15 protein-coding genes are annotated in these 20,407 nt (G+C 70.3%); 10 read left to right on the top strand and 5 right to left on the bottom strand.

Annotated features, from left to right (window positions below; all coding sequences use genetic code 11):
• Window positions 1-28 precede the first annotated feature (28 nt).
• Window positions 29-1,228, top strand: a complete 1,200-nt coding sequence (locus BJY20_RS03570) for an acetyl-CoA C-acetyltransferase (protein WP_185990274.1) — start codon at window positions 29-31, stop codon at window positions 1,226-1,228.
• 2 nt (window positions 1,229-1,230) lie between these two features.
• Window positions 1,231-2,193, top strand: coding sequence for a methylmalonyl Co-A mutase-associated GTPase MeaB (gene meaB, locus BJY20_RS03565; RefSeq protein WP_343062762.1), 963 nt, complete (start codon window positions 1,231-1,233; stop codon window positions 2,191-2,193).
• 4 nt (window positions 2,194-2,197) lie between these two features.
• Here meaB and BJY20_RS03560 read toward each other — a convergent pair whose 3' ends face one another.
• Both BJY20_RS03560 and BJY20_RS03555 read right to left on the bottom strand, forming a co-directional pair.
• On the bottom strand, window positions 2,198-4,633 hold the full coding sequence (locus tag BJY20_RS03560; protein WP_185990273.1) for a helix-turn-helix transcriptional regulator: 2,436 nt from the start codon (window positions 4,631-4,633) through the stop codon (window positions 2,198-2,200).
• On the bottom strand, window positions 4,630-6,531 hold the full coding sequence (locus BJY20_RS03555) for an Hsp70 family protein (RefSeq protein WP_185990272.1): 1,902 nt from the start codon (window positions 6,529-6,531) through the stop codon (window positions 4,630-4,632). Before BJY20_RS03555 ends, BJY20_RS03560 begins: the two co-directional genes overlap by 4 nt.
• Before the next feature lie 323 nt (window positions 6,532-6,854).
• On the opposite strand from BJY20_RS03555, the gene BJY20_RS03550 reads away from it, so the two are divergent.
• From BJY20_RS03550 to BJY20_RS03540, 3 genes are all read left to right on the top strand, one after another.
• On the top strand, window positions 6,855-8,279 hold the full coding sequence (locus BJY20_RS03550; RefSeq protein WP_185990271.1) for an IniB N-terminal domain-containing protein: 1,425 nt from the start codon (window positions 6,855-6,857) through the stop codon (window positions 8,277-8,279).
• A gap of 161 nt (window positions 8,280-8,440) precedes the next feature.
• On the top strand, window positions 8,441-10,273 hold the full coding sequence (locus BJY20_RS03545; RefSeq protein WP_185990270.1) for a dynamin family protein: 1,833 nt from the start codon (window positions 8,441-8,443) through the stop codon (window positions 10,271-10,273).
• The gene (locus BJY20_RS03540) at window positions 10,270-11,787 is read left to right on the top strand and encodes a dynamin family protein (RefSeq protein ID WP_185990269.1); all 1,518 of its coding nucleotides are present in this window, start codon (window positions 10,270-10,272) and stop codon (window positions 11,785-11,787) included. Before BJY20_RS03545 ends, BJY20_RS03540 begins: the two co-directional genes overlap by 4 nt.
• Here BJY20_RS03540 and BJY20_RS03535 read toward each other — a convergent pair.
• Window positions 11,753-12,286, bottom strand: a complete 534-nt coding sequence (locus BJY20_RS03535; RefSeq protein ID WP_185990268.1) for a hypothetical protein — start codon at window positions 12,284-12,286, stop codon at window positions 11,753-11,755. The two genes, BJY20_RS03540 and BJY20_RS03535, sit on opposite strands and share 35 nt — an antisense overlap.
• Before the next feature lie 111 nt (window positions 12,287-12,397).
• Here BJY20_RS03535 and BJY20_RS03530 point away from each other — a divergent pair, with 111 nt between their 5' ends.
• From BJY20_RS03530 to BJY20_RS03510, 5 genes are all read left to right on the top strand, one after another.
• Window positions 12,398-13,585: a serine/threonine-protein kinase gene (locus BJY20_RS03530; protein ID WP_185990267.1), complete on the top strand. Its 1,188-nt coding sequence runs from the start codon at window positions 12,398-12,400 to the stop codon at window positions 13,583-13,585.
• An 88-nt stretch (window positions 13,586-13,673) separates the two neighbouring features.
• Window positions 13,674-13,985 (top strand): thiamine-binding protein, encoded by a 312-nt coding sequence (locus BJY20_RS03525; protein WP_185990266.1) that lies wholly within the window; start codon window positions 13,674-13,676, stop codon window positions 13,983-13,985.
• Window positions 13,986-14,074: 89 nt separating this feature from the next.
• Window positions 14,075-14,716, top strand: a complete 642-nt coding sequence (locus BJY20_RS03520; protein WP_185990265.1) for a hypothetical protein — start codon at window positions 14,075-14,077, stop codon at window positions 14,714-14,716.
• Window positions 14,713-15,693, top strand: coding sequence for a hypothetical protein (locus BJY20_RS03515; protein ID WP_185990264.1), 981 nt, complete (start codon window positions 14,713-14,715; stop codon window positions 15,691-15,693). The genes BJY20_RS03520 and BJY20_RS03515 overlap by 4 nt, the downstream gene beginning before the upstream one ends.
• 48 nt (window positions 15,694-15,741) lie before the next feature.
• Window positions 15,742-16,704, top strand: a complete 963-nt coding sequence (locus BJY20_RS03510) for a co-chaperone YbbN (RefSeq protein ID WP_185990263.1) — start codon at window positions 15,742-15,744, stop codon at window positions 16,702-16,704.
• 40 nt (window positions 16,705-16,744) lie between these two features.
• Here BJY20_RS03510 and glgB read toward each other — a convergent pair whose 3' ends face one another.
• Entirely contained in the window at window positions 16,745-18,940 is a 2,196-nt protein-coding gene (glgB, locus tag BJY20_RS03505; protein ID WP_185990262.1) for a 1,4-alpha-glucan branching protein GlgB, read from the bottom strand.
• On the bottom strand, window positions 18,937-20,403 hold the full coding sequence (locus BJY20_RS03500; RefSeq protein WP_185990261.1) for a maltokinase N-terminal cap-like domain-containing protein: 1,467 nt from the start codon (window positions 20,401-20,403) through the stop codon (window positions 18,937-18,939). Before BJY20_RS03500 ends, glgB begins: the two co-directional genes overlap by 4 nt.
• Window positions 20,404-20,407: the final 4 nt, after the last annotated feature.

The raw sequence follows: 20,407 nt of genomic DNA, 5'->3' as shown, positions 1-20,407 counted from the left end.
GCACCCCACGAATGTTGGAGGCATCCACATGTCCGAGCGTCCCGTGTCCGTCATCGTTGCCGGGGCCCGCACCCCGATGGGCCGCATGAGCGGCTCCCTCAAGGGTTTCTCCGGGTCCGACCTCGGTGGCTTCGCCATCAAGGGGGCCCTGGAGAAGGCCGGTATCTCGGGCGAGCAGGTCGACTACGTGATCATGGGCCAGGTGCTCACCGCCGGTGAGGGCCAGATCCCCGCACGCCAGGCCGCGATCAAGGGCGGTATCCCGAAGAACGTGCCGGCGCTGACCGTCAACAAGGTCTGCCTCTCCGGCATGGACGCGATCGCCCTGGCCGCCCAGCTCGTCCGCGCCGGCGAGTTCGACGTCATCGTCGCCGGTGGCCAGGAGTCGATGACCAACGCCCCGCACCTGCTGCCCAAGAGCCGCGAGGGCATCAAGTACGGCGACACCAAGCTGAAGGACTCGATGGCCTACGACGGCCTGCACGACATCATCACCGACCAGGCGATGGGCTCGCTGACCGAGGCCAAGAACGCCGACAACTCCGAGTTCTCCCGCCAGGAGCAGGACGCCTTCGCCGCTGCGAGCCACGCCAAGGCCGCCAAGGCCTGGTCGGAGGGCAAGTTCGCCGACGAGGTCGTCGCCGTGGAGGTCCCGCAGCGCAAGGGCGACCCGGTCGTCTTCGACACCGACGAGGGTGTGCGCCCTGAGACCACCGCCGAGTCGCTGGGCAAGCTGCGGCCGGCCTTCGCCAAGGAGGGCACCATCACCGCCGGCTCCGCCTCGCAGATCTCCGACGGTGCTGCCGCGGTCGTCGTGATGAGCAAGGCCAAGGCGCAGGAGCTCGGCCTGGACTACCTCGCCGAGATCGGCGCACACGGCGTCGTCGCCGGCCCGGACTCCACGCTGCAGGCCCAGCCGGCCAACGCGATCGAGGCCGCGCTGAAGAAGGACGGCATCTCCGTGAATGACCTCGACGTCGTCGAGATCAACGAGGCCTTCGCCGCTGTCGGCCTCTCCTCGACCAAGCAGCTGGGCCTCGACCCGGAGAAGGTCAACCCCAACGGTGGCGCCATCGCCATGGGGCACCCGCTGGGTATGTCCGGCGCGCGCATCACGCTCGCGCTCGCCCACGAGCTCAAGCGTCGCGGTGGCGGCACGGGCGCGGCCTCCCTCTGTGGTGGTGGCGGTCAGGGCGACGCCCTGATCGTGCGCGTACCGAGCGCCTGAGTGTGATCCGCAGCGTCGACGTCCCCGTCCTGGTCGAGCAGTCCAGGGCGGGGATGCCGCGTGCCATCGGGCGGTTGATCTCGCTGGTCGACGACCAGCACCCCGCGCTGCGGGAGACGATGGCCGCCCTGGCGCCGCACACCGGTGGGGCGCACGTCATCGGCCTGACCGGCTCTCCGGGCGTCGGCAAGTCAACGACGACCAACGCCCTGGTCGGGGCATTCCGGAAGGCCGGCAAGAGCGTCGCCGTGCTCGCGGTGGACCCCTCGTCCCCCTTCTCCGGCGGAGCGCTGCTCGGTGACCGCATCCGGATGAGTGAGGCGGCCACCGACCCGGGCGTCTACATCCGCTCGCTCGCCTCGCGGGGGCACCTCGGCGGACTCTCGGTGGCCACACCGCAGGCGATCCGGGTCCTCGATGCCGCCGGCTTCGACGTGGTCCTCGTCGAGACGGTCGGCGTCGGCCAGTCCGAGGTCGCGGTCGCCGGCTCCGCCGACACCACGCTCGTCCTGCTCGCGCCCGGGATGGGCGACGGGATCCAGGCCGCCAAGGCCGGCATCCTGGAGATCGGCGACGTCTTCGTCGTCAACAAGGCCGACCGCGAGGGGGCCGACGCGACCGTTCGCGACCTGCGGCACATGATCCGGATGGGAGAGGGGACCGCTCCCCGCGGCTGGCGCCGCCCGGTCGTGCGCGCCTGCGCCATGGACGGCACCGGCATCGACGACATCGCCGCGTCCGTCGGCGACCACCTCGACTGGTTGGCCGCCAGCGGTGAGCTGCGCCGGCGGCGCACCGCGCGTGCCCGCGACGAGATCTCCGCGCTCGCCGTCGCCGAGCTGCGCTCGCGGATGGGTGACCTGGGGGCGGGCGGGACACTCGAGCAGCTCGCCGCTGATGTCGTCGACGGCGCGAGCGACCCCTTCGCCGCCGCTGACGCCCTGCTCGAGTCCGTCGTCGGCTGACTCGTCAGGAAGCCTGCCGCAGGGTCAGCTGGAGTCGCTCCAGGAGTTCGCTGCGCGTCTGCGCGCCGCTGCGCTGCCGGATGCGGGCCATGTGGTGCTCGACCGTCCGCGGGGAGAGATAGAGCATCTCGCCCACCTCGCGGTAGGTCTTGCCGTCGAGCACGAGCCGGACGACCTCCACCTCCCGCTCGGAGAGCAGGACCGAGCCGGGGACCGACTGACCGACGGCCGACTCACCGCGGTCCTGGTCCGGGTCGCGCAGGGACCGAGCCAGCTCGCGAAGGGCGGCAGCCTCCCGTGGGTCCTCGCAGCGGGCGGCGGCGTGGGCCGCCAGTCGGGCGCCGTCCCAGGCTTGGCCGACACGGGTCAGTCCGATGACGGCTGAGTGGACCTCGGCCGGATCGACGTTGCGAGCCAGCACGTGCATCCACGCCTTCCCGGCACTGGCCAGACGCGCGGCGAAGGGGTGGTGCTCCGCCGCGTGGAGCAGCGCGGTGGCGTGGGGCGCGATGGCAGCGGGCTGATTGGCCAGGATGGCGGCCTGCACGCTGGACCAGTTCAGTGGCGTGCTCCACAGCGGCGGTGAACCGAGGTTCTCCAGCAGCTCGTGTGCCCGGTCGAGGTCGGCCGTCAGGACCTCCGCCTGGTGCATCCGGACGGCAGCGATGTTCAGCTCACCGAGCGCGAGGAGCATGAAGAGGTCGGGCTCGACTCGACCGAGGCACTGGGTCGCGTCGGTCCACGCGTGCACGGCTGCCGCCTCGTCGGTGGTGCGACGGGCGATCCCCGACCTGAGCCCGGCCAGGACGAGGCGGTTGCGCAACTGGCTGTCGTGCAGGCCGGAGGCGGCCCGGTCGGCGTGGTCCCGCGCGCCCGGTGGGTTCCCCTGCCACAGCGCCGCCCATCCCAGGAGCAGCTCGCGCTGGACGATGTGGGGCCGCAACGACGGTCGAGCGCGCTCGGCAACGGCACGGGCGGTCGCGGAGTCGCCCAGGTGCAGGGCCGCCCACCCGGCAACGAGGGAGATCGGGTAGGGACTCAGCGCGGAGGGGGCCGGCGGTAGGAGGTGAGCGGCCTTGACCAGCTGGCCGACGGCGTCCGCGGTGGCCCCGGTCAGGGAGTCCTGCAGCCCTTGGTACGCGGTCCTGGCGGCCATTTTTCCCAGCGTCGGCGCACCCGCACCCGCAGCCGTGGCGGTGGCCGCACCCGTGTCCTCGGGCACGTCATTCTGCGCAGGATCCCCTGCGGCCTGACGCGCGGCGAGGAGGTCGACGGCGGGGACCGTGCCCAGGGCACTGCTCGCCCACAGTGCCAACGCTCGAGCCTGAGATGCCAGCCCACGCTCGACGTGCGCCACGATGGCCGTGGAGACGGCACGGTCGAGGTCGACGTCGTGGCCGGAGGCGAGCATGCGGTCGCAGGTGTGGGCTGCAGCGTCCACGTCCCCGATGCGAAGGAGGGCCTCGGCGCGACGTGACGCAAGGTGCGAGGGGGAGGCCCCGGATGCCTGCGAGCGGTCGTACCACGCGAGGGCCATCTCGGGTGAGGACTGCAGCTCGCTGTCGCCGAGATCGCGGGTGATGTCGACCAGACGCTCGCAGCGTGCCCCGCCCGCGACCAGTTCCTCGATGACACCGGCATGCGGTGTGGGGTCGCTGATCCCCTCGACCACGGCGTGCCCGATGCGCATGATGCGGTGGACCGGCATGCCGCTGCGCACCGTGATCCGTACCAGCGGGAGCAACTCGCCGTCCCCGCCGAGGAGGGCGTGGTGGTCGAGCTCCTCGACGAGCCGGTCGCGTCGGTCGGACTCGGCGAGGGAGGGCGCCAGCGGGGCCGTGTGCACCCTGAAGCCGATCGCGAGCTCGTCCACCAGGGTGAGTGCCGTTGGGTCCAGGGTCGTCATCTGGCGGTCGAGCGCGTGCTCCCACAGCGCGGGATCGAGCACGGGCGAGGGCTCGACGGGTGAGTGCCGCAGGGACGCGAAGTGTCGGATGTATGCCGGGTGCCCGCCGGTCGCCTCGGCCAGGGACCGGACCAGCTCGTCCTCGGGTACGACGTCGTGACAGTGCTCGAGGTACTCGGCCACCTCCTGCTCGGACCACGGCCGCAGCCGCAGGGTCGAGCAGGAGGCGAGGAGTTCCTTCGGCACCGCAGGCGTCTTGATCAACGGCACCACGACCAGGCGGGCACCACGGCCCGCCAGTTGGCGCACCCGGTCGTGCGCATCCTCGCCGCCGAGATCGTCGCCCTCCAGCACGAGGACGTCCTGTGGCCCGGTGTCATCGACCATGCGCTCTGCCAGTAGATGCGCCACCACCGACTGCCCGTCTCCGGCCCGACCCAGCACGACGGTGTGCGGAGCGGAGTCGTTGAGGACGGTCTCGATGTCGTCGATGAGCGAGGTCGGCAGCCAGGCGTCGGCGTTGGTGCGGGTCATGACTGGCCGGGCGCCGGCGAGGTCGTCTGCTCGGACGTGGCCGGGGCCGTCGCGGTCGTGGACGGGGAACTCGTGACGCTCGGCTCGCTGCTCGTCGGGGTGCTGGTGCTCGGTTCCGGATCCGGGGTCGGGTCGGGATCGGGGGTCGTGCTCGGTTCAGGATCCGGGGTCTTCGTGGGCGCCGGTGTGCTCGTGGATGGCGACGTCGTGGGGTTGGCAGGCGTGCCGGACGTCGAGCTCGGCGTGTTCGGGGAAGAGGGGGTGTGGCCCGAGGACTTCGAGGGCGTGTTGGGAGTCTTGGCCTTGCTCGAGGAGGACTTGCTCGAGGAGGACTTGCTCGGGGATGCCTTGTCGGACCCGTTGCCGCGTGCCGTCTTGCTCTCGCTCGCCTTGCCCTTGTCCTTCTTGCCGGTCTCGTCGCTCTTCTTCTTGCCCTTCTTCGACTCCTCGCGGTCCTTGGAGTCCTTGTCCTTCTTCTTCTCCGCCGGGTCACCGTGGGTGGAGGTCGGAGAGGGGCTCTTCGTGCCGTCATCGGCGGTGCCGCCGCCGGGCTCGGCGCTCTCACCCGTGTCGCCGGTCGCGGCAGAGTTGCCTTCGTCATCATCGGCGTCGTTCGAGTCGCCCCACGGCAGTGCGGGGAGCATGGCGGCGTCGGCCAGACTGCCCAACACGTCACTGTTGGCACGGTCGGGGGAGGACGAGTCCTGCGGCACGACGCCGTCGACGAGGGAGAGCAGGGTGGCCTCCCCGGCATCGGTCATCGTCATGGCCACCGCTGCGACGGGGGCGGCCACGGCGAGTGCGGCCGCGACCAGGACCGCAGTGCGTCGACGGTGCCCCTGGTGCCGAGCGGGTGGGAGCGGTGCGATCGGTAGCAGCTGGGTGTCCTGGACGTCGTGCCCGTCCGTGTCCGCGGGCTCGGCGACCGTGCTCGACTCCATCGCGGCGGCACCGGCATCGGCGTACCGCTGGAGGGCCTGCCCGTCGGTGACGTGCGTGACGGACATGCCCAGGGCGCCGGAGACGGCCTCGACGACCATCGGTAGCGATGCCAGGGAGCCGGTGACGAGCACCTTGGCAGGACGGACGCCGTTCGGGTCGATGACGTCGGCCACCAGCTGGTCGACGATGTCGGTGACAGCACCGCCTGCCAGGAGCTCGAGGTCTGCGCGGACGAGCCGGACCGGGTCCCGCCCGGGCAGATCCACCTCCGTCGCGGTCCGTTGAGCGAGATCCGCGCGTGCATTCGTGCATGCGGCACGGACGGCGAAGGCGTCGTGTGCCCCCTTCGCCGGAACCGACGGTGAGCGGTCGCCCACGAAGTCAAGCAGCGCGTCGTCGATGTCGTTGCCGCCCCAGTCGGAGCAGCTCGTGCGCGTCACCCGCCAGCCATCGTCCCCGTGGATGAAGGTGTGCGCACGGAAGGACTCGTCCCCGGCTGCGAGCACGAGGACGGGACCGTCCACGTGCTCTCCAGCCCGCTGGTCCACGATGCCCAGGCCCGCATCGACCATGGTCACCGACTGCTCGGTGAGCCCGACGACCGCGTCGCGGAGCGCTGCTCGGCGGTGGGCACGCCATTCGTCCGGGACGACGAGGACGAGGTGCTCGGCAGGCTCGTCGGCAACGGCTGCGGCCGCATCGGCGATGACGACGGCCACGAGGGTCTCGGCCGGCCAGGACCGGGATCCCACCCGGACCGGGACGGGGTCGCCCACCCGGGCGAGGAGTCCGTCGACCGCCGGGCTCTGTGCACCCGACGCGCCGGCCGGGGTCGGAGTGCCGAGTTCGTCGACGACTGCCAGAGGTTTGCGGACCAGCTCGCTGGCTGGTTGCGCGGCTCCGGCGGATGAGCGCGTCATGTGGATGGCGCACACCTCCGCCGTGCCGATGGTCACGACAACCTGATCCCCCGACAAGACATTTCCCCCTAGTTCAACCGATGCGTGCCGGATCGGATCCCCTCCACAACCAGCACGTATGGCCAGCATAGGGTCGATTTCATGGTTACCGGTAGGTAACTCTGACTTTTCCTTGACCCCCTAATGACTCCGTGTGGAAAGTACCCAACCCCCTAATGCCCCGGCGCGGGAATCCCCCTTCGTCCGCGGACCGGGGAGGGGGCCCTGACCGGATCTCCCAGAGCTCACCGCCTCCCTAGGTTGATCAGTGGCGCCAACAGGGCGTCGAGCAAGAACCGACTTAGGGGGAAGGACCCGTCATGGCCGTCTCGACCAGCGATCTGCTTGACTTCATTCTCAACCTGCTCCGCGACCCGCAGGCCGCAGCAGACTTCAACGACGACCCGCAGGCTGCGCTCGATGAGGCCGGCCTCGGTGACGTCTCGTGCGACGACGTCGACGCGGTCATGCCCGTCGTCGTCGACTACGCGCCGGTGAACACGACCACCACGACGAACGCCTCCAGCTTCGACCGGAACTTCGACACCGGTGCTCACGTCAGCGCCCCGGGCGGTGACTCCTGGACCCAGGCCAACTCGGACAACGACGCCGGCGGTGGTTGGGGCGGTCACCACGGCGGCAACGGCGGCAACGGTGGCAACGGCGGTAATGGTGGCGACGGCGGTGGCGGCTGGGGCGGTAACCACGGCGGCGGTAACGGCGGCGACGGCGGCGACGGCGGCGACGGCGGCAGCTGGGGTGGCCACATGGACGACCACGGTCACGCCGTGCAGCAGCTGCACCACGTGGTGAACAACTACAGCTACACCAGCACCGTGGACGACCGCGACACCACGCTCGACCAGTCCGTGAACCAGAACATCTGGGCCGAGGGAGACGTCTCCCAGATGTTCGACAACGATGCGATCATCGCGTCCGGTGACGGCTCGGTCGCGGCTGGCGACGACGGCATGATCGACAACTCGGTGAACGACTCGAACAACGACAACTCGGACAACTCCATCAACGGGTCGTACAACGACAGCTCCGACAACTCGGACAACTCGGACAACTCCATCAACGGGTCGTACAACGACAACTCGGACAACTCCGACAACTCGGACAACTCCGACAACTCGGACAACTCCGACAACTCGACCAACATCAACGACTCGTTCAAGATCGATGCGTCGGACAACTCGGACAACTCGGACAACTCGGACAACTCGGACAACTCGGACAACTCCGACAACTCGGACAACTCCGACAACTCGGACAACTCCGACAACTCGGACAACTCGGACAACTCGGACAACTCGGACAACTCGGACAACTCCGACAACTCCGACAACTCGGTGAACGACTCGATGAACGACAACTTCAGCGACAACTTCAGCGACAACTTCAGCGACAACGAGGACAACTCCGACAACTCCGACAACTCGGACAACTCGGACAACTCGATGTCTGCGGAGGACTCCTTCAACGACAACTCCGACAACTCGGACAACTCCGACAACTCGGACAACTCGGACAACTCCGACAACTCCGACAACTCGGTCGACCTGGATCTGGACGCTTCGGACAACTCGATGAACGACTCGATGAACGACAACTTCAGCGACAACTTCAGCGACAACTTCAGCGACAACGAAGACAACTCGATGAACGCCGAGGACTCGTTCAACGACAACTCCGACAACTCGGACAACTCCTCGGACGACGACCTGATCGACGTCGGCTGACCGACAGCTCGTCCACGACGAGCGCACGGCCCGGACCGATCCGACCACCTGGTCGGGTCGGTCCGGGCCATTTCGGGGGTCCCGCAGGTGTGGGACAGTGGAGGCAGTCGGTGCCGACACGGGCAACGAGGCATGGGGATCGATGCGCTGGGGGAGTGCGGATGGAACCTGGATCGATGATCGAGCGGGCGAGCGAACTGGTCGCTGCTGTTGATCGGGAGGACCTGCAACGCAGGCTGGCCGCCGCACGCGAGCGATATGACGACCCGACCACGCGGGTCCTCGTCGTCGGCGAGTTCAAGCAGGGCAAGAGCGCCTTGGTCAACGCCTTGGTCAATGCTCCGGTGTGCCAGGTGGGTGATGATGTCGCGACGGCTGTTCCGACGGTGGTGTCCTGGGCGCAGTCGCCGACAGCCACTCTCGTCGAGGGCGATGAGCAGCTCGACGACGAGGGCGAGGCCCCGCTGCGGACGACTCGTCGCGAGGTCCCGTTGGAGCGGTTCGACCAGGAGATCCGCCTTGCCACCGGCACCGAGCGACGTCAACGACTCCTCCACGCCGAGGCAGGTCTGCCGCGCGAGATCCTCTCCGGAGGCCTGACCATCATCGACACCCCGGGCGTCGGCGGGCTGCGGACCAGCCACGCTGCGGCCACCGTCGCCGCGCTTCCGTCGGCCGACGCGGTGCTCTTCGTCTCCGATGCCTCCGCCGAGCTGTCCGCAGCGGAGCTGAAGTTCCTGCACGACGTCGTCGACGCCTGCCCGCACGTCACCTGTGTGATGTCGAAGACCGACATCGCACCCGAGTGGCGGCGACTGGCGGACATCAACCGCGGCCACCTGCGGGACGCCGGAATCGACGCCACCGTCGTGCCCGTCTCCTCCGTCCTGCGGGACGCGGCCATGCGCTCGAAGGACGTGGCCCTGAACGAGGAGTCCGGTTTCCCCGAGCTGGTGCGGGTGCTGCGCCAGGGCATCCTCGCCCAGTCGCGGGACCTCGCCCGCCAGACACTGACCCAGGACGTGCGGCTGGTCAGCCGGCACCTGCGACTCGCGGTGGAGTCCGAGTTGGACGCTCTGCAGAACCCGGAGGAGCTACCCGCGCGCATTGCCGACCTGGAGCGCGCCAAGGCACAGGCGGATGCCCTCCGCAACCGTGGCTCGCGCTGGCAGGTGACCCTCGGGGACGGGATGGCAGACCTCATGTCCGACCTGGAGCATGACCTGAGGGACCGTCTGCGTGGAGTCGTGCATGACGCCGAGGACAGCATCGACACCGGCGATCCGGGCAAGGAGTGGGAGGCGTTCTCCCAGTGGCTGGAGGAGCAGGTGGGTGACGCACTGACCGAGACCTTCCGGTGGACAGAGGACAACACGCGCTGGATCACCACGCAGGTGGCGCAGCACTTCGCCGACGACGCAGCGCAGTCCGTGCCGCGCATGGCCGTCGGGAGCACCTCCGGACTCACTGACCGGGCCAGGCCCCTCGTCGACATCGACCCGGGGGTGCTCAACGTCGGGCAGAAGGTCCTCATCGGCATGAGGGGCTCCTACGGAGGGGTGCTGATGTTCGGTCTGCTCACCGGCCTCGCGGGTTTCGCGTTGGTCAACCCGATCTCGATCAGCGCGGGCCTCCTGCTCGGTACCAAGGCCTATTCCGACGACCGGGCCAACCGGCTCAAGCGTCGGCAGAACGAAGCGAAGGTGGCCGTGCGTCGTTACATCGACGACGTGACCTTCCAGGTGACCAAGCAGCTGAAGGACCGGTTGCGGCTGGTGCACCGCACCCTGCGTGATCACTTCACCGAGGTGGCCGGGGATCTGCAGCGCTCGTCCGCCGACGCCCTTCGTCAGGCCAACACGGCGGCCAAGGCCTCGGACGCCGAGCGGGCCGAACGCATCCGGTTCCTGAAGAAGCATCGGGGCAGGGTCGTCGAGCTCGAGGAGGCGCTCGGCACCGCTCGCCCGCAGGCGCAGAGAGCGGTCGCATCATGACCTGGGGTGCCAAGGGCTCGCAGGACCGGGCACGGCGGGTCCTGGTCGAGGCGATCGCGGCCTATGAGGGGTGCGAGGCGGAGCAGCAGATCCTGCGGGCTCACCTGACCCGGCTCGACGAACCCCTGCGGATCGCCCTCGCGGGGAAGGTCAAGGCCGGCAAGTCCACCCTGATCAACGCCCTGATCGGTGAGGAGGTCGCACCCACCGACGCAGGCGAGTGCACCATGGTCACGACGTGGTACCGCCACGGCCCCGCACCGCGCTCCCGGCTGATCCGGGCCGACGGCGACTCCCTCGAGCTGCCGCTCACCCGACGTCACGGTCGTCTGCAGCACACGCTCCTGGGTCTGACGCCCCAGCAGGTCGCCCGCATCGAGGTCGAGTGGCCATCACCGATGCTGCAGCAGGTCACGCTCGTCGACACCCCGGGGATCGGCTCGTTGACCGCCGAGGCCTCCCGGCACACCACGGACCTGCTCGCCGCGGAGGCGACGGGGCGTCCGGTGGACGCCGTCATCTATCTCTTCAAGAGCCGCCACGCGGACGACCTCACCATGCTGCAGGAGTTGCGTGGGGGTGCCGTCACCGACGCCGCACACGCCGTCGCGACCACCATCGGCGTGCTCTCGCGCGCGGACGAGGTCGGGGGCGGGCGACTCGACAGCCTCATCTCCGCCAAGGACATCGCGACCAGGCACGCGGAGGATCCGCAGATGCAGGCCCTGTGCTCGGACGTCCTGCCCGTGGCGGGCCTCCTCGCGCAGGGCGGACGCACCCTGCGGCAGGACGACTTCGACATCCTCGCCGCGCTCGCGCGGATGGAGCGTGTCGACCGGGAGGCGGTGCTCGTCTCGGTGGGGCGGTTCCAGGACGCGGATGCGGTCGGTGGCACACCGCAGTCCCGCACCGCGCTCGTCGCCCGACTCGGGCTCTTCGGCGTCCGACTGGGCACGGTGCTCGTCCGTCAGGGGATCAGCCGGCCCGGCGAGCTGGCCGACGAACTCGCCCGGCGCAGTGGGTTGGGGATGGTCGAGCGTGTCATCGCCACCCAGTTCACGCCGCGTGCCGCAGCCCTGACCAGTCTGGGCGCCGTCTCGGCGCTGGAGCGTCTGCTGCGCGTGCGCCCCGTGCCGGATGCGGAGGCACTGCTCGCGCAGTGCGAGGCGATCAGGGCGGGGGAGTACGCGCCCCAGGAGATGCGTCTGCTCGCGGACGTGCGTCAGGCCACGGTCCCGGGTCTGGACGAGCGCCGCACCGCGGCGGCGCTCCGGCTGCTCGGCGACCAGGGCGTCCAGCCCTGGCGTCGTCTGGGCCTGCGGGAGACGGCGAGCGCGGACGACGTCGCGCGGGCGGCCAGCGAGTCCTTGGCTGAGTGGCGGGCGCTCGCGGCCGACTCCTGGGCCACCCAGTCCACACGGCGCGCGGCCAGGGTCCTGGCCCGCGCGTGCGAGGAACTCCTGGACGGCCTGCCCGTCCTCAGTCCTCCCAGCGGGCCCCCGGTAGCCACATGAGGACGGCGCCGACGGCGCCGAGCACGGCTTGCAGGACGAACAGGACCGTGGTGACCCAGCCCTCCCACTGCCAGGCGGTGAGGACCGGCACCACGATGGGCGTGGCGATCACCTGAAGGAGCGCCAGCACGGTCAGCGAGATGCGGGTGGGTAAGCCACCGTGGGGCAGTCGTGTCGTCACGAGGATCGTGAGCGCGAGCAACACGACGAGCACCGCGAAGGTGGCGATGATCAGCAGTCGGATCGCCTGTTCCCCGTCGGCCTTGTCCACGTCGGGGCCCAGGACCGCGGTGAGCTCCTCGTGGCGCTCGTCACGCCACAGGGCCGCGGTCACCAGGGCAAGGACACCACTGAGGTAGCCGGCCTTCCAGACGGCCAGGGCGCGGGTCAGACCGGCCGGCCGCCGCTGGGCATCGATGGGCGAGGACTCCCGGATCCGCGTCGGCGGCCTCTCCGGTCGGTCCTCGAAGTCTTCGTCGGTCTCGCTCCCCCTGGTCATGCCAGCAGGCTATGCGTCCCGGGCCCATCGTGGAAGGGCGCCGCGAGGGTTGGGCGGCGCCACCGGTCCACGTGACCGTTCACCTCATGGGCCATCTACGCTGGAGCGGACATGACTGCCCACAATCCCCCCGCCGTGATCGGCGGTCGCTACGAGACCGTGCGACCGATCGGACGCGGCGGCATGGGAGTCGTGTGGCTCGCGCGGGACACCGTGCTCGGCCGCGCGGTCGCCGCCAAGCAGATCGGTGCCTTCCCCGGCGAGAGCGAGGGCGAGACCCACCGCGCGATGCGCGAGGCCCGTGCTGCCGCAGCGCTCAACCACCCCAACGTCGTCGCCGTCTACGACGTCGTCGAGCACGAGGGCAGCCCGTGGTTGGTCATGGAGTTCGTCGCGGGACCGACGCTGGCCACGGCGATCCGGCAGCGCGGTCCGATGACGGCGAAGGGAGCGGCGGACCTGGGCGCGCAGCTGGCCGGAGCCCTCGACGCCGCGCACCAAGCGGGGATCGTGCACCGCGACATCAAGCCCGCCAATGTCCTCATCGGCGGTGGCCTGCCCAAGCTCGGTGACTTCGGCATCGCCCGGGCCGGCACGGAGGAGCAGACGACCGGCAGCGGTCTGGTCACCGGCACCCCCAACTACATGGCTCCCGAGGTCGCGGTCGGCGGGGCCCATCGAGAGGCCGCGGACGTGTGGGCGCTCGGTGCGACCATCTACTTCGCGGTGGAGGGGCAGGACGCCCACGAGAACCAGGACACCGCGCTCGCCACCCTGCAGAACATCGCCTCCCAGGCACCGCGCCGTCCTGAGCGCGCCGGCCCGCTCGAGCCCGTCCTCGCTGACATGCTCGCCCGTGATCCCGCGCGTCGAGGCACCATGCGCCAGGTCCTGCGGCGCCTGGAGAGCATCGCCGCCGGTGGTGCGGACGTGCCCGCGACCCCGCGGATGACAGCCGCTGCGCCGCAGTCGGGCCCGCGCACCGTTTCCCCTCCCGCCGCGGACGGCACAGCACCCACCCCCGGCAGGACGAAGGGGGTCGGCACCCTTCTGCTGTGGCTGCTGCTCGGCATCATCGCGGGGGCGGTCATCGCCGGAGCGATCGTCCTCGGCACCCGGGGCGGTGGGGCCGGGGACACCTCGGGCGCAGCAGCGCCCGAGCAGACGCAGGCCCCGCCGGCCACGACGAGTTCTGGGGCGGGATCGGGTCGGCCACCCCCAGCGACATCTCCGTCGATCCCGGCGAGGGCACCATCGTCGTCGCCCTCGCCCTCCAGCCCCTGGAGGGTGACCCCGTGACCGAGGACCACACATACTTGCTCACTCGCGTCGACGGCGACCTGAAGATCGACGCCAGCGACTGACACCACGACACCAGGAGGACCCCGTGCTGCTCGCCTTCTCCATCGCCCCCGCCGGCCCCGGTGAGGACGGCTCCTACGCTCCCGCGGTCGCGGCCGCACTGCAGGTCGTCCGCGACAGTGGCCTGCCCCACGACCTCGGGTCGATGTTCACGACGATCGAGGGGGAGTGGGACGAGGTCATGGCCGTGATCAAACGGTGCGTCGATGCCATGGAGCCGTACGGGGACCGTGTCTCGCTGGTGATGAAGGCCGACATCCGCTCCGGTCGCATCGGCCAGCTCACCGCCAAGGTCGACCGGGTCCAAGGCCTCCTCGACGACCCGGGAACGCCGTGACCAATTTGTGACCTTGCGGAAACTTTGTCATCGTGGATCGTCCGCCGCGTGTGGCGGGCCCTCCTGACCCTCCAGACGAAAGCAGCGACATGAGTGCGCTCATCCTGCGCATCGCCGGGACGATCGTGGCCCTGCTCGGGCTCGTCGGTGTCATCGTCGGTGGTTGGTTCCTCAGTTCCCTGGGGACCTCCGGCACCGCGACCTTCACCGCCGCGCCGGACCAACGCGTCGTCGTCCTCGCCCCCGACGTCCTCAACCGCCTCGACTCCCCGATCGAGGTCACCGCGACCGGCAAGGGCAGCGTGTGGGCCGGGACCGCCCGCCCCTCCGACGTCGAGGCGCTCCTGGGTGACGGTCCCCGGGTCGAGGTGACCGGCGTCGACGTCTCCGAGTGGGCCCTGACCTCCACCGACGTCGGCGAGGGGGACGCGATGGACGTGCGCGGCCTCGACATCTGGCAGTCCTCCACGAGCGAGGACGGGACGGTGAGCACGACGATCGAGCAGGATGACGCCCCCCAGACGCTCGTGATCACCGCAGCCGATGGTGAGCAGGTCCAGCAGGTCGAGTACCGGGTCAGCGACGAACGATGGAGCACGATCGCGATCGTCGTGCTCGTCGTCGGGGTCGTCCTGCTGCTCCTGGGCCTCGCGCTGGCCCTCGGTCCCCGCATGCTGCGCGCCCGTCGTGGCCGACCGGCCGCCCCCACCCACGAGGAGGTCGGAGCATGAGCCGGCGCACCCCCTTCGTCGCCACCGTCGTGGCCCTGCCGCTCGCGCTCGCCGGATGCGGCGCCGGTCCTGCCATCGTCGGCATGCACGCCGCCCCGGCCGAGAGCTCCGACGGCGGATCGATCTCCCAGCAGAGCGCGAGTGATGTCGCCGCCCGCGTGCTCGAGGACGCAGCCGCGATCCGCAAGGAAGGCGGCAAGGCATCGCAGGAGGAGCGTACGGCGGTCTACTCCGGGCCCGCTCTGCGTGCGCTCGACGCCGCGGCCAAGAGCAAGGACGAGCAGAACCATACCGGAGGCACGCCCGAGGACCTCCAGGTGCTGGGTGTCAGCCGCGGCACCGACTGGCCCCGCGCCGTGCTCGCGACCTCGCTGGACGAGGGCACCCAGTTCCTCCACGTCTTCGTCGCGAAGGCCGCCGACCAGCCGTACCGCCTCTTCGCCGACGTGCCGATGGCGGCCGGTGCCAGTGTCCCCGCCCTGGCGCCCGTCACCGAGGGCTCTGCGGTGACCATCGGCAAGAAGCCGGACAAGGACGTGACCGCAGCGGTAGAGGGCTGGGCCACGGGTGTGTCGTACAAGCCGCCGAAGAAGGCGCCGGAGGGTGTCTCCTTCGACGACGCGTTCTCCACGGCGCTGAAGAAGAACGCCAAGGCCAAGGACAAGGACCTCGGCGATCTGGGCAAGTACCGTCAGAAGCAGTCGACCGTCGACGCGGACTCCGTCAGCTTCGAGCTCGCCGCCGGTGGGCACCTGAGTTTCGTCCCGATGACGCGCACGGACACGATCACCGCGAGCAAGAAGCTCAAGGTGCTCAAGATCCAGGACAAAGCGATCCGTCGCGTCCTCGACGCGAACAAGGTCAAGAAGAAGCTGTCCATCGAGCACGCCGAGACCCTCGCGATGGTCACTCCGGCGACGGGGGATGCCACCGTCGTCGGCGTCAGCGACGTGCTGGAGTCGGCGAAGGGCGAGTAGACCTCCCCGGCTTGATCCCAGGACGCACCCGTGGGGAATGATGGGGGCATGACCGACCCGACCCACACCCTCCGTGGAGCCGTCGACCTCTCCGGCCTCGGCGGCCCAGCCCAGCCCAACGCCGCACCCGCTGCGGGTGCGCCTGCCGCACCGCCCGCCCAGGCCGGCGGTGGTGCCCCCGCCCCTGGTGGCAGCCCCGACGGTCTGCTCATCGAGGCCGACGACGCCTCCTTCAACCAGGTGGTCTCCCGCACCGCCGTCGTGCCTGCCCTGGCGATCATCTGGTCCTCGCAGCACCCCCAGAGCCGGACCCTCGTCGACGACGCCGTGGACATCGCGGGTTCCCTCGAGGGGCGGCTGCAGGTCGTGGCGATCGACCTCGTCAGCAGCCCCGGGGTCGCCCAGGCGCTCCAGGCGCAGGAGGTCCCGCTCGCACTCGGTCTGGTCTCCGGGCAGCCGGTCCAGCTCTTCAGCGGTCTCGTCGACAAGGAGCAGTTCCGCCAGGTCGTCGACCAGCTGCTCCAGCTCGCCGTCCAGCAAGGGGTGACCGGACGGATCGACGTCGGTGATGCCGCGCCCGAGGGGGGTGAGGAGGAACTGCCGCCGCTGCACCTTCAGGCCTTCGAGGCCATCGAGCGCGACGACCTCGATGCTGCGACGGCTGCCTACGAGAAGGCCCTCGCGGAGAACCCCAAGGACACCGACGCCGAGCTCGGCCTCGCCCAGGTCGCCCTGATGAAGCGCACTCGTGGCGTGGACCTCCAGGCGGCCCGGGCAGCCGCCGCGCAGGACCCGAAGGACATCGACGCAGCCCTCGTCGTCGCCGACATGGACGTCCTCGGTGGGCACGTCGAGGACGCCTTCATCCGACTCATCGACCTCGTGCGCGTCACTGCGGGCGAGGAGCGCGACCGGGTGAAGAACCACCTGCTCGACCTCTTCGCCGTCGTCGGCAACCAGGACGAGCGGGTGCGCAAGGGGCGCACGACCCTGATGAGCGCGTTGTTCTGAGGGGGCACGGGTCCCGAGAGCCATAATCTCGGGGCGAGTGTCAGGCCGGCACGAGGTAGATCGCGCTGAGGCGCGCAATCGAGATCTCGACTGAGAACGGCTGGTCCTGCCAGGGGCGTTCCTGTGCCACGAGCTCGGTGCCGGCCCGGCTCGGGGAGCTGGCCGCGTCGAAGCCGCTGGTGTCGAGGTCGATGCGCCAGGTCCCTGCGCGGGGGAGGCCGATACGCAGGTCACGGTCGGCACCACCGAAGTTGACGACGACGACGACATTGCCGACATCGCCCGTGCCAGTTGTGCCGGCGGCCGAGCGCACGAACGAGACGGTGTTGCCTGCGGCGTCGTCCGCGTCCAGCCAGCGGAAGCCCTCCGGCCGGTCGTCCAGGGCCCACATGGCGGGGTGCCGGGCGGCGAAGGAGTTCAGCGCGCGGACCAGCTCCTGCACCCGACGGTGCGCCGGGTACTCCAGCAGGTGCCAGTCGAGGGAGCGGCCATCGGCCCACTCCGACGTCTGCGCGAACTCGGTGCCCATGAAGACCAGGTGCTTGCCCGGGAAGGCCCACTGGTAGGCGTAGAAGGCGCGCAGCGTCGCGAGGCGGTCGGCCTCGCCACCGGGGATCTTGTACGGCATCGAGCCCTTGCCGTGGACGACCTCGTCATGGCTGATGGGCAGCAGGTAGTGCTCCGCGTAGGCGTACATCATCGCGAAGGTCAGCAGCGTGTGGTGGTGTGCGCGGTTGATCGGGTCCTCGCCCAGATAGCGCAGGGCGTCGTTCATCCACCCCATGTTCCACTTCAGGCCGAAGCCGAGCCCCCCTTCGTCCGTGGCGCGGGTCACGCCCGGCCAGGCGGTCGACTCCTCGGCCACGGTGATGATCCCGGGGGAGCGACGGTAGGCGGTGGCGTTGATCTCCTGCAGGAGGGCGATCGCCTCGAGGTTCTCCCGGCCGCCGTGGATGTTGGGGACCCACTCGCCGTCGTCGCGCGAGTAGTCGAGGTAGAGCATCGAGGCCACACCGTCCACGCGCAGCCCGTCGACGTGGAACTCCTCGAGCCAGTACAGCGCGTTGGCGACGAGGAAGTTGCGCACCTCCGGTCGCCCGAAGTCGAAGACGTAGCTGCCCCAGTCCGGCTGCCACCCACGCCGCGGGTCCGGGTGCTCGTACAGCGGCAGGCCATCGAAGCGCACCAACGCCCACTCGTCGGTCGCGAAGTGGCCGGGCACCCAGTCGAGGACCACCCCGATGTCGGCGCCGTGCAGGGCATCGACGAGGTGGCGGAAGTCGTCGGGGGAGCCGAAGCGGGAGTTCGGCGCGAAGTAGCTGGTCACGTGGTAGCCCCACGACGGCGGGTAGGGGTGGTCCATCACCGGCATCAGCTCGACGTGGGTGAAGCCCTGCTCGCGCACGTAGTCGACCAGCTCGATGGCCAGCTCGCGGTAGGTCAGCCCGGGGCGCCACGATCCCAGGTGCACCTCGTAGACACTCATTCGTCCCGCCTGCGGGTCGCGGTCGGCCCGTGCGGTGAGCCAGGCGTGGTCGCCCCACTCGTAGGTCGAGCAGGTCACCACCGAGCCGGTGGCGGGCGCGGTCTCCGCGAGGCGGGCCATCGGGTCGGCCTTGTGCCGCAGCACGTCGTCGGCCCCGCGCACGGCGAACTTGTAGACCGTCCCGGCGCCGACGTCGGGCACGAAGAGCTCCCAGACCCCGGACTGCCCGAGCGTGCGCATCGGGTGCGCCAACTCGTCCCAGCCGTTGAAGTCACCGATGACGTGCACGGCCTTGGCCCGCGGTGCCCACACGGCGAAGGAGACGCCGGTCACCGCGCCGAGCGGCCCCTCGTACTCGCGCACGTGGGCACCGAGCACGCTCCACAGCTGCTCGTGGCGGCCCTCGTTGATCAGGTGCAGGTCCATCTCGCCGAGCGTCGGCACGAAGCGGTACGGATCATCCTGGACGTGCTCGACCCCGTCCGCCCAGGTCACCAGGACGCGGTAGTCCATCGCCCGGGTCGCGCCGGTGCGCACCCCGGAGAAGATCCCGTCCTGCTCGTGGGCCAGGTCGAGGACGACGTCGTCCTCGAAGCGCACCCGCACGCGCCTCGCCAGCGGCCGGCGCACCCGCACCTGCAGTCCGCCCTCCTGGAGGTGTTGGCCGAGCACGTCGTGCGGTTGGGTGCTTCGGCCGTGCGCGACGGCCCAGAGGGCGCCGGGCAGGGCGGAGTCGGGGATCGGTGTCACGGGTGTGCCTCCTTCAGCAGCCGGTCGATCGCCTCGAGCGGCAGGGGCAGCCACGAGGGGCGGTTGCGTGCCTCGTAGATGACCTCGTAGAGGGCCTTGTCGAGGACGAAGGCGGTGAGCAGGGTCTCGCGCTCGCGCGGGTCGGTGTCGATCTCCCCGTAGCCGTCGAGGAAGGCCTCTTGGGCCCGGGTGCACCACTGACGCACGTCGACGCCCGGGGCGGTCCGGGCACCGGGGCGCGTCAGCGTCCCGGCGACGTAGTCGAGCGAGCGCAGCAGTCCGGCGACATCGCGAAGGGGGGAGTCCAGGGCATTGCGCTCGGCCAGGGGGCGCAGCGGCTCGCCCTCGAAGTCGATGAGCACCCAGCCGCGCCGGGGCGAGTCGAGGACCTGACCGAGGTGCAGGTCGCCATGGATGCGTTGCAGCACAGGCCAATCCGCCTTCTCGGCAGCCCTGAGCAGACGATTGATCTGCCCCTCGTGGGCGGCCAGTGCGGGGACCTCACCGAGTGCGATGCCGGCACGACGACGCATCCGGCCCACGTGCTCGCTCACCGCCGCGGCGTCCGCGGTCCGGGTGGGCAGCACCCTGGCGAGGGTCGAGTGGACCTGCGCGGTCACCCGGCCGAGCTCGCGCGCACGATCGGCGAAGGCGATGTCCTGAGGTGCGACGGAGTGGGTCCCACGCACCGCGTGGGCGCCTCGAAGGGGGGTGCCGCCCGCCGCCTGCTCCAGACCGACCTGCCAGGCGTCGGTCGAGTCCGCGAGGTACTCCTGCACGAAGGCGATCTGGCCGTGATCCCGCTGCTCGCCGTCGGGGCGCGTCCAGGCGCCTTCCACGTGGCCGATGCTGGCCGGGACGAAGGGGGACTGGGCCTGTGCCAGCGCCTCCTGGAGGGTGATGTCGGGGTTGTCTCCCGCGGCGAGGGTGCGGAAGATCTTGACCACCACCGGGCTGGGCGTGGCATCGACGACGACCGAGGTGTTGGACTGCTCACCGCCGTGGACCCGGCTGGAGCGCACGACGGGGTCATTGGGCCAGGTCGGGTGCGGCACCCCGCGCACATCCGGCTCGGGGGTGTCCGACACGGACCCGTGCTGCGCGGCGGCACGCCCCCGGGCCAGCGCGAGGAGTTGCTCGACGTAGACCGGGTCGTGCGGGGCGTCGTAGACCCACCGCCGGCCCAGCACCGAGTGGTCCATCTCGCCGACGAGGGCGGCGCCGCCCCCTTCCAGCGGCGCACCCCGGTAGGTCAGCGGTACCTGGTAGACGACCGAGTCGACCTCGTCGAGCAGGACGAGCGTCTCGATGCCGACCTCGCCCGCGGGATCGTCGAGTCGCCACGAGTCGAGAGCGCGCAACCGGGGCCGACCGGTGCCGGTGTACCAGCGTTGCGCGCCGATCCACCCCGCGACGAGCTCGACCTTGCCGGGGGAGAGCGTGGCGTCGTGGACCGTGGCCATCAAG

It is taken from the genome of Janibacter cremeus, assembly GCF_013409205.1.
Taxonomy (GTDB): Bacteria; Actinomycetota; Actinomycetes; order Actinomycetales; family Dermatophilaceae; genus Janibacter; species Janibacter cremeus.
Note: the sequence above shows the minus strand (reverse complement) of the source record. Positions and strands in the feature narration are given on the sequence as shown.